Origin of the sequence: Pedobacter terrestris, from assembly GCF_052343045.1 — a bacterium.
Taxonomy (GTDB): Bacteria; Bacteroidota; Bacteroidia; order Sphingobacteriales; family Sphingobacteriaceae; genus Pedobacter.
On sequence record NZ_CP180264.1, the window covers coordinates 1,241,497 to 1,256,089 of the forward strand.

General features: G+C 36.4%; 17 protein-coding genes and 2 tRNA genes. 11 read left to right on the forward strand and 8 right to left on the reverse strand.

Annotated elements, in window-relative coordinates; translation table 11 throughout:
- Positions 1-16 precede the first annotated feature (16 nt).
- From ACJVDH_RS05325 to ACJVDH_RS05360, 8 genes are all read left to right on the forward strand, one after another.
- On the forward strand, positions 17-322 hold the full coding sequence (locus tag ACJVDH_RS05325) for a hypothetical protein (RefSeq protein WP_443946535.1): 306 nt from the start codon (positions 17-19) through the stop codon (positions 320-322).
- A gap of 157 nt (positions 323-479) precedes the next feature.
- Positions 480-561 (forward strand) — tRNA-Leu (locus ACJVDH_RS05330).
- A gap of 304 nt (positions 562-865) precedes the next feature.
- Positions 866-947: transfer RNA gene (locus ACJVDH_RS05335), tRNA-Leu, on the forward strand.
- Positions 948-1,089: 142 nt separating this feature from the next.
- Positions 1,090-2,445: a trigger factor gene (tig, locus tag ACJVDH_RS05340; RefSeq protein WP_443946536.1), complete on the forward strand. Its 1,356-nt coding sequence runs from the start codon at positions 1,090-1,092 to the stop codon at positions 2,443-2,445.
- Positions 2,446-2,637: 192 nt separating this feature from the next.
- Complete coding sequence (locus ACJVDH_RS05345) at positions 2,638-2,859, forward strand: four helix bundle protein (RefSeq protein ID WP_443947603.1); 222 nt, start codon at positions 2,638-2,640, stop codon at positions 2,857-2,859.
- A gap of 60 nt (positions 2,860-2,919) precedes the next feature.
- Positions 2,920-3,627 carry an ATP-dependent Clp endopeptidase proteolytic subunit ClpP gene (gene clpP / locus ACJVDH_RS05350; RefSeq protein ID WP_443946537.1) on the forward strand — a complete coding sequence of 236 codons (708 nt, stop codon included), beginning with the start codon at positions 2,920-2,922 and terminating at the stop codon, positions 3,625-3,627.
- Positions 3,611-4,849, forward strand: coding sequence for an ATP-dependent Clp protease ATP-binding subunit ClpX (clpX, locus tag ACJVDH_RS05355; protein WP_443946538.1), 1,239 nt, complete (start codon positions 3,611-3,613; stop codon positions 4,847-4,849). Before clpP ends, clpX begins: the two co-directional genes overlap by 17 nt.
- A gap of 81 nt (positions 4,850-4,930) precedes the next feature.
- Positions 4,931-5,794 carry an AMP nucleosidase gene (locus tag ACJVDH_RS05360; protein WP_443946539.1) on the forward strand — a complete coding sequence of 288 codons (864 nt, stop codon included), beginning with the start codon at positions 4,931-4,933 and terminating at the stop codon, positions 5,792-5,794.
- A 152-nt stretch (positions 5,795-5,946) separates the two neighbouring features.
- On the opposite strand, the gene ACJVDH_RS05365 is transcribed toward ACJVDH_RS05360, so the two are convergent.
- Positions 5,947-6,807 carry a sigma-70 family RNA polymerase sigma factor gene (locus ACJVDH_RS05365; RefSeq protein ID WP_010601359.1) on the reverse strand — a complete coding sequence of 287 codons (861 nt, stop codon included), beginning with the start codon at positions 6,805-6,807 and terminating at the stop codon, positions 5,947-5,949.
- 531 nt (positions 6,808-7,338) lie between these two features.
- On the opposite strand from ACJVDH_RS05365, the gene ACJVDH_RS05370 reads away from it, so the two are divergent.
- The 3 genes from ACJVDH_RS05370 to ACJVDH_RS05380 all read left to right on the forward strand — a co-directional run bounded on the left by ACJVDH_RS05370 (position 7,339) and on the right by ACJVDH_RS05380 (position 8,547).
- A complete protein-coding gene (locus ACJVDH_RS05370) occupies positions 7,339-7,659 on the forward strand; it encodes a hypothetical protein (protein WP_443946540.1) in 321 nt (106 codons plus the stop codon).
- Between the two features lie 138 nt (positions 7,660-7,797).
- Complete coding sequence (locus tag ACJVDH_RS05375; RefSeq protein ID WP_443946541.1) at positions 7,798-8,301, forward strand: DUF2975 domain-containing protein; 504 nt, start codon at positions 7,798-7,800, stop codon at positions 8,299-8,301.
- A gap of 39 nt (positions 8,302-8,340) precedes the next feature.
- The gene (locus tag ACJVDH_RS05380) at positions 8,341-8,547 is read left to right on the forward strand and encodes a helix-turn-helix domain-containing protein (RefSeq protein WP_443946542.1); all 207 of its coding nucleotides are present in this window, start codon (positions 8,341-8,343) and stop codon (positions 8,545-8,547) included.
- A gap of 314 nt (positions 8,548-8,861) precedes the next feature.
- On the opposite strand, the gene sucC is transcribed toward ACJVDH_RS05380, so the two are convergent.
- The 7 genes from sucC to ACJVDH_RS05415 form a co-directional block, all read right to left on the reverse strand.
- Complete coding sequence (gene sucC / locus ACJVDH_RS05385; protein ID WP_443946543.1) at positions 8,862-10,061, reverse strand: ADP-forming succinate--CoA ligase subunit beta; 1,200 nt, start codon at positions 10,059-10,061, stop codon at positions 8,862-8,864.
- 278 nt (positions 10,062-10,339) lie between these two features.
- On the reverse strand, positions 10,340-10,648 hold the full coding sequence (locus ACJVDH_RS05390; RefSeq protein ID WP_443946544.1) for a hypothetical protein: 309 nt from the start codon (positions 10,646-10,648) through the stop codon (positions 10,340-10,342).
- A gap of 55 nt (positions 10,649-10,703) precedes the next feature.
- Complete coding sequence (locus tag ACJVDH_RS05395; protein WP_443946545.1) at positions 10,704-11,255, reverse strand: hypothetical protein; 552 nt, start codon at positions 11,253-11,255, stop codon at positions 10,704-10,706.
- A 91-nt stretch (positions 11,256-11,346) separates the two neighbouring features.
- Positions 11,347-12,939, reverse strand: a complete 1,593-nt coding sequence (locus ACJVDH_RS05400; RefSeq protein WP_443946546.1) for a DUF4153 domain-containing protein — start codon at positions 12,937-12,939, stop codon at positions 11,347-11,349.
- A gap of 43 nt (positions 12,940-12,982) precedes the next feature.
- Positions 12,983-13,282 (reverse strand): hypothetical protein, encoded by a 300-nt coding sequence (locus tag ACJVDH_RS05405; protein WP_443946547.1) that lies wholly within the window; start codon positions 13,280-13,282, stop codon positions 12,983-12,985.
- Between the two features lie 43 nt (positions 13,283-13,325).
- A complete protein-coding gene (locus ACJVDH_RS05410; protein WP_443946548.1) occupies positions 13,326-13,622 on the reverse strand; it encodes a winged helix-turn-helix domain-containing protein in 297 nt (98 codons plus the stop codon).
- 54 nt (positions 13,623-13,676) lie between these two features.
- A complete protein-coding gene (locus ACJVDH_RS05415; RefSeq protein WP_443946549.1) occupies positions 13,677-14,348 on the reverse strand; it encodes a hypothetical protein in 672 nt (223 codons plus the stop codon).
- Positions 14,349-14,593 lie beyond the last annotated feature (245 nt).

The following is a 14,593-nucleotide window of genomic DNA, read 5'->3' on the forward strand; positions in this document are numbered from 1 at the left end:
ATCCGTATGGTCATTTATGAGAAAATTATTGTTTTTAAGTCTGTTTGTAGGCGCGCTTGCGGGTTGTAGCAGCATGAAGTCTGGTTCTGGTGAAAGCACCGTTTCTGTAACCGGAAAACTCGAAAAATTGGGTATCACCACGTTTCAATACGGTACACACCAGATAAAAAGTGAAGGAAAAAGTTATGCCTTAAAAAGTGCAGACATTGTTTTGGATAAATATCTGGATAAAAACGTAACCATAAAAGGAACAAAAGTAGCTGGCTATCCGCTTGAAGGCGGCCCGGATTTAATTGAAGTGACGGCTGTTAGAGAGCGGTAGTTCCATTTTAGTCTGAAAATGAAGTAAACTAGTAGTTTGAGTTTTTTCAATAGAATTATTTATTTTTCATAATGAGCCACTTATCTTTTTTTTACAGAAAAAGTGGTGCAGAAACTTTAGAAATTCAAATCAAATCTCTATCCTTGCAACTCCTAATGCGGAAGTGGCGTAATTGGTAGCCGCACCAGACTTAGGATCTGGCGCTTCACGGCGTGGGGGTTCGAGTCCCTTCTTCCGCACAAAGCCGTTTTGAATACATTCAGAACGGCTTTTGCTTTTTAGCTGCATTGCCTCTTAAAACTTATTGTTTTTTTAATCGTTATTGCTAGGAAGCACAACGAAGCAATCAATCTTATTAAATATTTAGAGAAAAGTCAATCGATGTCCACAGAATTAACCACCTTTTAATACTTCAGAGCAATTATTCTTTTTCATAATGAGCCACTTAGCTTGTTACGAACAAAAATGTGATAAAAAACTTTTAAGTGTTTTTTGATTTTTAATTCTAATTTCTATCTTTGCAGTCCTTAATAACTCCTAACTGCGGAAGTGGCGTAATTGGTAGCCGCACCAGACTTAGGATCTGGCGCTTCACGGCGTGGGGGTTCGAGTCCCTTCTTCCGCACAAAAAGACAAAGGCCGTTCCGATACTAATCGGAACGGTTTTGTTTTTAAACAGGAAACGTTAAGAAATAATAAACACATAATTTTGATGTAGCTTGAGGTTATTCTCAGATCTCACATCTCAATACTTATATCGAATAATAATGAATATTACACAGGAAAAAACCGGCAATTTAAATGCTGTTGTAAAAATCAAAATCGCTCCTGCAGATTATACTGAAAGAGTTGATAAAGCCATTAAAGAGCAAGCAAAAAAAGCAACTTTACCAGGTTTCCGTAAAGGAATGGTGCCTGCTGGTCACATCAAAAGAATGTATGGTAAAAGTATTTTGGTTGATGAGATTAACAACCTGTTGAACGATACTTTAAGCAAATACATTGCAGATGAGAAATTGGAGATTTTAGGGCAACCATTACCTAAAACCGACGATGAGAAAGAATTCAAATGGGACAATACTGACGAGTTTGAATTTGATTACGAATTGGGTTTTGCTCCGGCGTTTGATGTAGAATTGACTTCAAAAGATAAGTTTACCCAATATGTGGTAAAAGCAGATGCGGAAACTTTAGAAAGCCGTATCAAAAATATCCGCCGCAGTTATGGTAAAATGACTAATCCGGAAGTTTCTGCTGCGGATGATGTTCTTTATGCCGAGTTTACTCAATTGGCTGCAGATGGTTCTGTGTTTGAAGGAGGAATTACCAATACAGCAACTTTACGTTTAGATCAGGTTAAAGACAAAAAAGTTTTAAAGTCATTAACTGGTGTTAAAAAAGACGATGAAGTTGTAATCGATATTCAAAAAGCTTTAGAAGATGCAGCAGTAATTGCAAAAGCACTAAACATTTCTGAAGAAGATGCAGCAGATTTGAAATCTGATTTCAAATTAACGGTAAAAAATATCAACCGTTTAGAAGAGTCAGACTTGAACCAAGAATTTTTTGATAAGTTATTCGGAGAAGGAACGGTTACAGACGAAGCGGGTTTCCGTGCAAAAATTACCGAAGAAATTGAAAGCATGTTTACTCAAGATGCAGATCGTAAATTATCAAACGATATTTATGAGCAATTTCTTGCAAAATACGATTTCGAATTGCCAGACGAATTTTTGCGTCGTTGGTTAAAAGCAACAAATGAAAAACTTACGGACGAAGAATTGGCTGAAGGTTACAACGATTTTGCTAAAAACCTGAAATGGACTTTGATCGAAAACAAAATCATTAAAGACAATAACATCGAAATTAAATATGAAGATGTAGTTCAGGCGGCGAAAGCAAAATTGGATATGCAATTCAGAATGTATAGCCCAAGTCCGCTTCCGGAAGATCAATTGGCACAATATGCGGTTCAGTTTCTTCAACAAAAAGAGAATGCAAACCAGGTTTTTGAAGAGGTTAAAGCATTGAAAACTTTTGAGCAAATCAAATCTGTAGCTACATTAGAGCAAAAAGAAATTGCCTACGACAAGTTTACAGAATTGACGAAGAAAGAAGCGTAAAGCGTTTGGCGAAAGGCGTTTAAACAGATTGTTCTATTGCTTATATTGAGTAATGGCACAATTCAAATTCCAATCGTTAGAAGTTTGGCAGTTATCTATATCGATAACAGACCGATTACTAGATATAGCTGACCGTTTGTCAGTTGATAAAAAGTATAGATTTGCAGAGCAGCTCAATGGGCTGCTCTTAGCATATCCAACAATATCGCCGAAGGCTCAGGCTCCAGTTCCACTAAGGAATTCGCTCATTATCTGAATATTGCACATCGTTCTGCTTTCGAGAATGCGAATATTCTTGTCGTTCTGGAACGAAGAAAATATATTTCCAGCGAAGAACTATATGAATATCTCGAAGAATTAGATAAATTGGCACGGAAATTAACCAACTTCAGGAAATATTTATTAAAATTATAATCTGGTTTGGCGCTTCGTTATTCAACGCAGAACGCCGATCACTAAACGCAATACACGATTATGACCATAGATTCACAAGAATTCAGAAAATTTGCCGTTAAACATCAAGGAATTGGCGGCTTACATGTAGATAAATTTATTGCGCAAGCAAACTTAAATCCTCAAAATATGACGCCTTACATTATTGAAGAGCGTCAATTAAACGTTGCACAAATGGACGTTTTTTCGAGGTTGATGATGGATCGTATTATCTTTTTAGGTGATGCAATTCATGATCAAAATGCGAATATCATTCAGGCACAATTGCTGTTTTTACAGTCTACAGATGCCGATAGAGATATTCAGATTTACATCAACTCTCCGGGCGGTTCTGTTTATGCAGGTTTAGGTATTTATGATACCATGCAATACATTCAGCCAGATGTTGCAACTATTTGTACCGGTATGGCTGCGTCAATGGGTGCGGTATTATTGGTTGCAGGTGCTAAAGGTAAACGCGCTGCGTTGCCACACTCAAGAGTAATGATTCACCAACCTTCAGGAGGCGCTCAAGGTGTTGCTTCAGATATGGAAATCAACTTGAGAGAGATGTTGAAATTGAAAAAAGAATTATACGATATTATTGCAGAGCACTCTGGCCAAACATATGAATGGGTAGAGAAAGCTTCGGATCGCGATTACTGGATGACAGCTGATGAAGCTAAAGGATTTGGTATGGTTGATGAAGTTTTATCGAGAAACGCAAAAAAAGATGGCGAAACAAAATAAAGAATCACGCTGCTCATTCTGCCATTCTGGCAAGCATGAAACGCTAATGCTTATTGAAGGCATGGATGCATTTATCTGCGATAAATGTGTAACTCAGGCCAGTCAGTTGCTGGCGCAGGAATTGGGTACAAAAAATACCAAGAACATCCAGACAGCAATTACATTATTGAAACCATTGGAGATTAAAAACCATTTGGATCAATATGTGATCGGGCAGGACGATGCCAAAAAAGTATTATCAGTAGCGGTGTACAATCACTACAAACGTTTGAATCAGAAAATAGATAAAGACGAAGTAGAGATTGAAAAATCAAACATCATGTTGGTTGGCGAAACCGGAACGGGAAAAACCCTTTTGGCTAAAACCATTGCCAAAATTTTACACGTTCCTTTTTGTATTTGTGACGCAACTGTATTGACAGAAGCAGGTTATGTTGGAGAAGATGTAGAAAGTATTCTTACACGTTTGCTTCAGGCTGCAGATTATGATGTGGCTGCAGCAGAACGCGGTATTGTATATATTGATGAGGTAGATAAGGTGGCGCGCAAAAGCGACAACCCTTCTATTACCCGCGATGTGTCTGGTGAAGGTGTACAACAGGCTTTGTTAAAAATACTTGAAGGTACTATCGTTAACGTTCCGCCTCAGGGAGGACGTAAACATCCTGATCAGAAAATGATCCCGGTAAATACGAATAATATCCTTTTCATCTGCGGTGGTGCATTTGACGGTATTGAACGTAAAATCGCAAACCGTTTGCGTACACAAGCTGTGGGATATAAGGTGAAAAAAGATGAAACCGTATTGGATCTTAAAAACCTATACAAATACATCACTCCACAGGATTTAAAATCTTTCGGTTTAATTCCAGAGTTAATCGGACGTATTCCGGTACTTTCTCACTTAAATCCGTTGGATAAAGAAACGTTGCGCAATATTTTAACCGGTCCGAAAAACTCATTGGTTAAACAATACGCGAAGTTATTTTCTTATGAAGATGTGGAATTGATTTTCGAAGACGATGTTTTGGATTTTGTTGTGGATAAAGCGATGGAATACAAACTTGGTGCGCGTGGTTTAAGATCCATTTGTGAGGCGATTATGCTCGATGCGATGTTTGATATCCCGACACAGGAAAACGTCAAGCAGTTACACATCACGCTCGATTACGCGATTGAGAAATTTGAAAAGGCCGATTTTAAGAAGTTGCAAGCTGCATAAAAATTTCAATCCTCTCGCGAAAGCGGGGGGATTTTTTGTAAATACGCCCGGCAACAAACGCCCGGCGCTAAACTTATTGATATGAACGAAGAAAAAGAGGTAAAAAAAGACGAGAATATCGCAGATAAAGTCAAAAAGGTTAAAGAAGTAGAATCGCCGGTAAAAACCGGATTGAAATCTAAAGACGAGATCGTTAAAAACTGGTTGCCCAGATATACTGGCAGACCATTGGATCAGTTCGGAGATTATATCCTGCTAACGAATTTCAGCAAATATGTGACAATGTTTTCTGAGTGGAATGATAATGCCCCGATTATGGGATTGGATAAACCGATGCAAAGTGTAACAGCTAATGGCATTACCATTATAAATTTCGGAATGGGAAGTCCGCTGGCTGCAACCATGATGGATTTATTAACCGCCATTAAACCAAAAGCAGTTTTGTTTTTAGGAAAATGCGGTGGTTTGAAGAAAAAAAATCAACTGGGCGATTTAATTCTGCCAATAGCGGCGATTAGGGGAGAAGGAACTTCTAACGATTATTTACCTGCAGAAGTGCCCGCATTACCCGCATTTGCTTTGCAGAAAGCAATATCAACCACAATTCGTGATCATGGACGAGATTACTGGACCGGAACATGTTACACCACCAATCGCAGAGTTTGGGAACACGATAAAGACTTTAAAAAATATTTAAAGACACTTAGAGCAATGGCTGTAGATATGGAAACGGCAACGATCTTTACTACTTCTTTTGCGAATAAAATTCCTGCTGGGGCTTTGCTGTTGGTTTCAGATCAACCAATGATTCCAGAAGGCGTAAAAACTGCTGAAAGCGACAGTTCTGTTACTGAAAAATACGTTGAAACACATTTGAGAATTGGAATTGATTCTTTGAAACAGTTGATCAATAACGGATTGACTGTTAAACATCTCTTGTTTTAAGATCCCTTTCTCCCGCTCATTTATAACGAGTGGGGAAATAACACCTCTTTTTCAAAGAAACTTAAATGAACAAAAAAAGATCGACACATGCCGATCTTTTTTTGTTCATTTTCTTTTTTATTCAATTTATGCAGATTATGCATAAATGATTACTAGCCTAAGTAAGATTTCAGGATTTTGCTTCTTGACGTATGACGTAAACGTTGTAAAGCTTTGTCCTTAATCTGTCTTACACGCTCGCGTGTCAAATTAAATTTTTCACCGATTTCTTCTAATGAAAGTGGGTGATTAGAACCTAATCCGAAAAACAATACGATGATTTCTCTTTCACGTTCTGTTAAAGTTGATAAAGATCTTTTAATCTCTTCAGATAAAGATTCATTAATCAGTGAACTATCTGTGTTTGGTTCATGGTTTTCCAATACATCTAAGAGCGTATTTTCTTCACCCTGAACAAATGGTGCATCCATAGAAACATGGCGGCCTGAGTTGCTCAGTGTGTCTGAAATCTTATCAACAGTAGTTTCTAAAATGTCTGCCAATTCTTCTGGAGAAGGCTCGCGCTCATATTCCTGTTCAAGCTTAGAAAAAGCTTTACTGATTTTACTTAATGAACCTACCTGGTTTAGAGGTAAACGAACAATACGGCTTTGCTCTGCAATAGCCTGAAGAATAGATTGACGAATCCACCATACTGCATATGAAATGAACTTGAAACCTTTAGTCTCATCAAAACGTTTTGCCGCTTTAATTAAACCTAAATTTCCTTCGTTGATTAAATCTCCTAAAGTTAAGCCCTGGTTTTGGTATTGCTTTGCAACAGATACCACGAAACGTAAGTTGGTTTTAGTTAATCGCTCTAACGCAGCTTGATCACCTTCGCGAATCTTTCTTGCTAGAATTACTTCCTCTTCTGCTGTTATTAAATCTACTTTACCAATTTCGTGCAGATATTTATCTAATGATTGACTTTCACGGTTGGTAATGGATTGCGTTATCTTGAGTTGTCTCATTTATACGTTTTGTGTGCTCTTTAATTATTGAAGTGTGCAAAGTTACGAAATTGTATGCCAATCCAAAAGGATAAAATGCTGAAAATGTTAGTGTTTGCACAACTTTTTAACAGTTTTACTTACTACAAAAATCATTCCAATTATATTTACAACAAGCAATTGTCAGGATTGTTTTTGTTTATTGAATAAGAATTAATTATTATTGATTTACAATAAAAATATTTTGAATTTTGGTAAATAAGTATGTATGTTTGAGCTGTAAATAATGGAATAATTATGACGTTTCTCTCACTCTCTTCTTTTTCACTTTACCACACATTCTCATGTTGTGTAAAATTTATGAGTAGCGTGCAAGGTCTGACAAATTACCTGTTCAATATTGAAAGCACTTTTTGCAAAAGTATTTATCTTAATGTTAGGACATACAACGATTTCGACGCTCGCAAAGGTATTTTTGTCCTTGTCAGGGAAAGTAACTTACGCATCCAACATAATCCATCCAAATCTCCTGTAGCCATGAAATTTAGCGGAATGAAGTTTTTACAAATCTCGGCTGTTGCCATTATTGTTATTCTTGTAGTCATAAAAAGGGAATTTTTTAAAATTTATGGCGATGATGATTTTTACCATTACGGAAAGATTATTGATACGGAGGTTAAACCTCTGATGTACCGGATCAATACTGAATTTGTTGGAAGGCAGACAACGTTGGATTCTTTGATCAGCGTAAAAGAAAGGCAAATAAGTGAATTTACGTACAAAGTAATGTTCCACGCATATTTAGGTATACTTCAGCCCAGCGGTCCAATCTGTTCAATATCTGATCTATTATTTTTTGAAGCTCAAATTTAGTTCCGTTCAGCTGGTATTGACTTATAGTTTTTGAAATACAGACTTTATTTACTTCTGATCAGTTTAATTCTTTTATTGTTTTACAGCGCTTTTCGATCAGCTTATAAATGAAGCCAGAGCGCGATTTAATCATATGATATGAAAATAAAAAATCAAATTACCTTAATTAAAATTGGTTATCTGGCAGTTTTATGCATTGCAATCTTGTTCGGTTTAAAAGATGCTCAGCAAGGTTTTACAGATGGATGGAATAGCGCTAATCAAAATATCAGCGAGGAGACTTCTATGTATTTTATACAGTTTGTTTTGATTATGACGATTGCATTTTTCGGACTTCGGTTTTTTATTTATTTGTATCGTTTTATTAATCAGGTAGAGCAAGGCAATGTATTTAGTGAGGAAAATATCAGGAGATTGTTTTTAATGGGCTGGTATTGTATTTCTATCCCTTTTTTGCTGTACAGCTATAATGTGATGGCGAATATGGGCGAAAACCCAATCTCTGTTGAATACCTTGGTCGTATAGCTGAATCTGTTGTTTTTGAGTTTTGGTTGCTGATATTCGGTATTACACTTTTAACCATTGCTTTTGTATTTAAAAAAGGCATTGAACTTAAACAAGAAAACGATTTAACAATTTAAGTATTCAACACTAAAACATTTTTAACTTTACCGATTATAATGCCAATAATAATAAACTTAGATGTAATGCTCGCCAGACGAAAAATGTCGCTCACCGAATTGAGTGAGCGTGTAGGTATTACGATGTCTAATTTATCGATCTTAAAAACCGGTAAAGCCAAAGCTATTCGTTTAGAAACACTAGAGTTAATTTGTTCGGTTTTGGATTGTCAGCCTGGCGATATTCTTGAATTTCGAGGCATTTAATCTCTTACTTGCAGTTTTTTTCGCGGCCAGTAGTAATGTTCTTCCACAATAAACCTGATAGAGCGGAAAGCCCGGAACGAAGCATGAGTGAGGACTTGAAGAGATAGCAGGACTTTCGGAACCGAAATGTACAGAACCTTGATTTTCAAAAAAAACTGTCCAGATAGATCTCTCCATTCTCCTGCGTATAGTCGAGATAACGATTTTTCCAATGGTTTTGGAAAAAACAATGGGAATAAAAAAACCTTCCAGTTTTCACTGAAAGGTTTATATTTTAAAACTGTGCTTTAAACTTTAGTCTTTTGACTTTTAGCTTATGCTTGTTCTTCCAAAACTTTAGTAACTAAATCAGCAGCTTCTTTCAAAGCAATTGCAGAGTATACTTTAAGTCCAGATTCATCAATCAATTTTTTAGCTTCTTCAGCATTTGTACCTTGCAAACGGCAGATAATTGGAACTGGAATATTTCCAATTTCCTGATATGCATCAATTACACCTTGAGCAACACGGTCGCAACGAACAATACCACCAAAAATGTTGATTAGAATTGCTTTTACATTTGGATCTTTAAGGATAATGTTGAAAGCTGCTTTTACAGTCTGAGCATTTGCGGTTCCGCCTACATCAAGGAAATTCGCTGGCTCGCCACCTGCAAGTTTAATGATGTCCATTGTTGCCATTGCCAAACCAGCACCATTCACCATACAACCTACGTTACCATCAAGGTTAACGAAGTTTAAGTTAGATGAACTTGCTTCAACTTCCATCGGATCTTCTTCAGTTACATCGCGCATTGCTGCGTAATCTGCATGACGGAATAATCCGTTTTCATCCAAATTTACTTTAGCATCAACAGCAATCACTTTATCGTCAGATGTTTTTAAAACCGGGTTAATTTCGAACATTGAAGAATCTGTTGCTTCGTAAGCTTTATATAAAGCGCTTACAAATTTCACCATTTCTTTAAATGCATTTCCGCTAACACCTAAGTTAAAGGCAATTTTACGTGCCTGGAAACCTTGTAAACCAACTTTAGGATCAATTTCTTCTTTGAAGATTAAGTGTGGCGTGTGTTCTGCAACCTCTTCAATGTCCATACCACCTTCGGTACTGTACATGATGATGTTACGGCCTTTTGCACGATCTAACAATACAGAAATATAAAATTCCTTAGTTTCTGTCGGACCTGGATAATAAACATCCTGAGCAACCAAAACTTTGTTCACTTTTTTACCTTCTGGACCGGTTTGAGGGGTTACCAACTGCATTCCGATAATATCGGTTGCGCGTTGTTGAACTTCCTCTAGGTTTTTGGCCAATTTAACGCCACCGCCTTTACCGCGACCACCAGCGTGGATTTGCGCTTTAATTACAACCCAATCAGAGTTATAATCAATTTTCAATTGCTTTGCAGCCTCAACAGCTTGCTCTGGAGTATCGGCAACAATTCCTTCTTGAACGTTAACACCGAAACTTTTTAATATTTGTTTACCCTGGTATTCGTGAATATTCATTTGCTACAAAATTTGCCCAAAGCTACAATTTCAAAGCCTTTAAACAAATATAAAATCCCGATTTTTTTTCAGAAAATGAAGCTTTTATGTTAAACGGGAAATTACGGACAAGCGTTTGATTTTAAGATTTCAGTATAGCGATAGGTTTTAATCACTTTCTCAAATTTTAATTGTTAACTTTTCAACTTCTAAAAGCAAAAGTTTTTTAAGCTGATGCAAATTCTAAATTTTGCCTGCTCTGATCTTTTTGTCCGTAATTTCTGACAATGTTCAATTCTCTAGCTTCCGGCAAAAGGAGTTCCAAATATACCAACCGCAAGTTCTGCCCAAACCAAAAACAGCATTAGCAGAACGACAATTAAAATGACCGTTCTTAGCAGGCCAGTTTTTAGATTTCTGATAACGAGTTCTATGGCTAAACCAGTACTTAATAAAAGTATGGCTGCAACAATAAAGTCGGAAGCTGTCCAATTGACTTCATTTGTGAATTGCATAGCGATTAAAGGAATTGCCAATATTACTGCCGTTATAGATAAGATAATGATGATTCTTATTTTTGATGGATGAATTTTTTTTTGATTTTTCATGATTTCTGAATTAATTATCGGTCGGTGAGACACCGACCGATAAATAAATGATGTTTTAATTGTTTATGCAGTAAATAATAATTGTTTTTTGATCTTTTAAGAATCCGATTAAATGATATTGCATGTCCAATCTGGCATTCCGGCGAGCAAACCAGTCGATTTTCGTTAGGTTTTTATAAGAGTGGAAAACATCGTAGTAAGTTTCAGAGTAGATTACGTCGGCCTTCTTGAAATTTTTATTTCGGTAGATTTCCTGCAATAGTTTATCGTAATCATAATCTGAAAGTCTAAATAGTGAAATGGAATTGTATGCACCCTGAAAATCAGGATAACTAGCCGATTTGGCAATAACTCGTGCGGAATCCGGAATCGGTTTTCCTACAACATTTAAATACTCGTCGAAAAAAAAGGAATCAGTAGGATAAAACGCCATATATATTGTACAAAAAATGGTCAATTGCATCACACTTAACAAAATCATTAGAATGCGTTTTAAATGCAGTTTTAGTTTTGTTATTCTCACAATTGCGATGAGCATCAGCGGAAGTAAAGCGATGAATGCAAGAATAATTAGCATGGTTAAAAATTTAATCCGAAATAAATCCATAAAAAATTTTTTAATTGACTCTCTTTTGCCTTATTCGTTGGTGTCTTCACCAACCGAAACAATTGCCAATTGATAGATAACACTTTCTTTTTTATAGTTTTATCTTGATGTTATCAGATCTCTCGCTGAATCCAAAATATTCTGCAGCCTTGTAGTCTGGCCAGTTCCATGAAAGCCAGCTTACGTTTTCATACCGTTCCTTTAAAAATTTAATTCTTTGGTCCAGTTGGCGAAGATATATAGCATCACTAAATGGTGTTGCAACTACTTCATGTGAATTGATATTGAAGTTTTTAGTATGAATTTTCGCTCGGTTTTTATCAAGTAAGGGAAGTGTTTTATCTGAGAGTGAAAGCAAATAATCTACATCTAAGCTAATCTGGTTGCTGTATGCCAGATTGTACCTCGTAATAAAAATATCCCAATTGATGGTGCTGAACCCAAGCAGCAACACAAACCAAATACTACCATTAAGTTTCAGTAAATAAAACAAGGTTTTTTGCTTCGCCACCTTGAAATATACTGTTCCTAAACCGATGATGCACAATATTGCAAACACCAAAACGCCAATTCTTTTATGGGTTAAACCATAAAATTCTATGTAAAAACTATCGCGGAGCAAAACCGACACAATTAAGATCAGATTTTGGATAATCCACAGGTAGGCGAGATATTGAAGTGGTTTTCTTTTGTAATAAAAATTTAGATTTCCCCTGAAAAAATACAGGATAATCATCATGGCTAGTACAATACTGAAGATAAGCGATTCTGTTCCCTTGTGTAAATCTGCAGAAAAATTTCCGGTCGGTTTATAGCCAAACCACAATGTTGTAATATCAATTAGGTTTAGGCCGAGCAACAAAAAGTTTAATGCCGCGAAAGAAATTAAACCGATGATGTATTCGGTTTTCAAAGCAAGTTTCTTATCCATCAGGCTGCCAAAGAAAACATGAACAAGCTCGGTTAAGATATTCCTTTTCGGGCTTTTTGGACCTTTGCGAAATAGCTCTTCTGGTAAAGCAGATTCTATTTTTTCTATTTGGTCTTCTTCAAATCCGATGGTTAATCCCGCAGTAATTAAAATTCCAAAACAGAAATGGAAAAACCGCGGAAGACTAATGTCGTCAAAAATAAAGGAGAAGGTTTTTTTGAAAAAGGTAGACAGATTTTCTCCAAGTAAGTCGGCAAAATGAGCAAAAACATCATTCGAGGCACAGTAAATTGCGAAGAAAACCATAAAAATGAAAAAGGGCAGAACAACATATTTTATTGGTCTTAACACTGGCCGTAAACTGTAGTTGCCGATTGTGGCTTTCGATACAATTCTGTATAAACCGACAGGAACCGTAATAAACTGGATCAGAACAGATAAGGCCGCCGCAAATACAGATTTGAGTTGATGATGTCGGCTAAAGCCGATAAATAATAAAAAGCTGATATAATAAGCGACCAGCGAAAGGTCAGAATTGTTGACAACTACTAAAATTGCAGCCAGAATATGGGCACATCCAAATAATTTGAATTTTGGATTTGTTTTACGATCGCCTGTTAGGTATACGATAAACATAATGAATACACTATATAAGAGTAGGTTAAGCGCCAATCGATCACTCCAGAAAAAACAACTGAAAAGCAGTCCGCCGATAAGTATAGCACCGAGAATGAGGTTAGATTTATTTTTCATTTTTAAGGTTATTTAGAATATTGGTTTTATGTGCAGAAAAGTATTAGAAAGCTTTAATCGCAAGTGAACAGCAAAGAAAACTGAATGGGATATTGCCCAGAATACAGGCAATGGCGGTCAGGAAATTTTTCCAAAAAGTTGGATATCGAAAAAATTCTATGGTTATGGCTAAAAGGATAATCAAATTAAAAATGGCTGCAATACAGAGATAAACCAGTCCAACACCTACAAGAAAATCGGCCTTGCTTATCAAAAAAGAGAGTAAAATGCCACTGCCAATTATGGCAGAAAATAGAGCGGTTTTTTTACCGAAAGCGATCATTTGAGGTTCTTTTGTTTTCATTTTAAAAGTGCTTTGAATTTCAAAGTATAGGGCTAAAAAAATATTAGAGTTTTTTGATCATTTTTTCAAGCGCGTCTAAATGATCTTTAAATGCTTGTTTTCCCATTTCAGTAATGGTGTAAGTGGTGCTGGTTTTGCGGCCGATAAAACCTTTGTGTACCTTAATAAATTCTGCCTGTTCTAAGGTGTTTAGGTGAGAGGCAAGGTTACCGTCTGTTAGTTCGAGCATTTGTTTCAGATCATTAAAGCCAATTTCTTTATTCACGATCAAAACAGACATCACCCCAAGTCTAATCCGGCTGTCAAATATCTTGTTTAAATCTGCAATTGGGTTTTTCATCTTTTTCTCTTTCTATGCACCGAAACTTCTGTGCTCAATTCTCTGTGTTTGTCTCTATCGTTCGTACTTAAAATACATCATTAAACCATACACAATATGCAAAAGGCCGAAACCAACTGCCCAAAAGATCAAACCGAAACCGGGAAAAAACATACAGACTAAACCGAGAATTACTTCCATAAAGCCCAGATAACGGATATCGCTAAAGGTATATTTACTGGCGTTAATTAATGCCAGACCATAAAAAATTAGCGAAGTAGGGGCGATGATGCTATACGTGTTTTCGTGGTTAAGCAGCAAGGCAATAATAAATAAACCGCCGGCAACTAAAGGAATGGCAAGGTTTATCAGCAGAGCTTTCGAGGTTTTATCCCAAATGGGCAAATTATTCCGCTGACTTTTTCTGTAGGTAAATAAAATTCCGCCAGCCAGAGCAACCACCAATACAATCAATGCAAGTTTGATCAGGTTAAATTCAAGGTCTATTTCGCCTGTAATGCCGTAACTATAGCCACGTTTGGCTATAAATTTTTCTATTTCATCATGAGCAAAGTAAGATCCGATTAAAGCGATTGATCCGGCAAATACGCCTGATAAGCCGCTAAGGGAAATAAATCTGGACGATCTGTCCATCATTTGCCTGATGTCTTTCAACGCATCTAATTGTTCTTCTGGAGTGCTCATTTTAAAAGTACTTTGTTTTTCAAAGTTAAATAAGAAATTCATATTTCCAAAATATTTTTGAATTAAGCTTAAAAAGGAAAGTCCGAAGATAAAAGACCAAACCGAAAAGACTAAAGCTTAGAGTTTAAAGCCTTCGCTTTGGAAGCAGCATTTCGGCTATTCTCTATAAGCGATTGCTTGATGTTGATCCTAAATTTTTCCATTAATTTTATAATCATGTCTAATATTTTTTATTTCTTATTATAAACCGCTCATCTTTGAGCTTGTGACTTTAGTCTTTAAGCTTT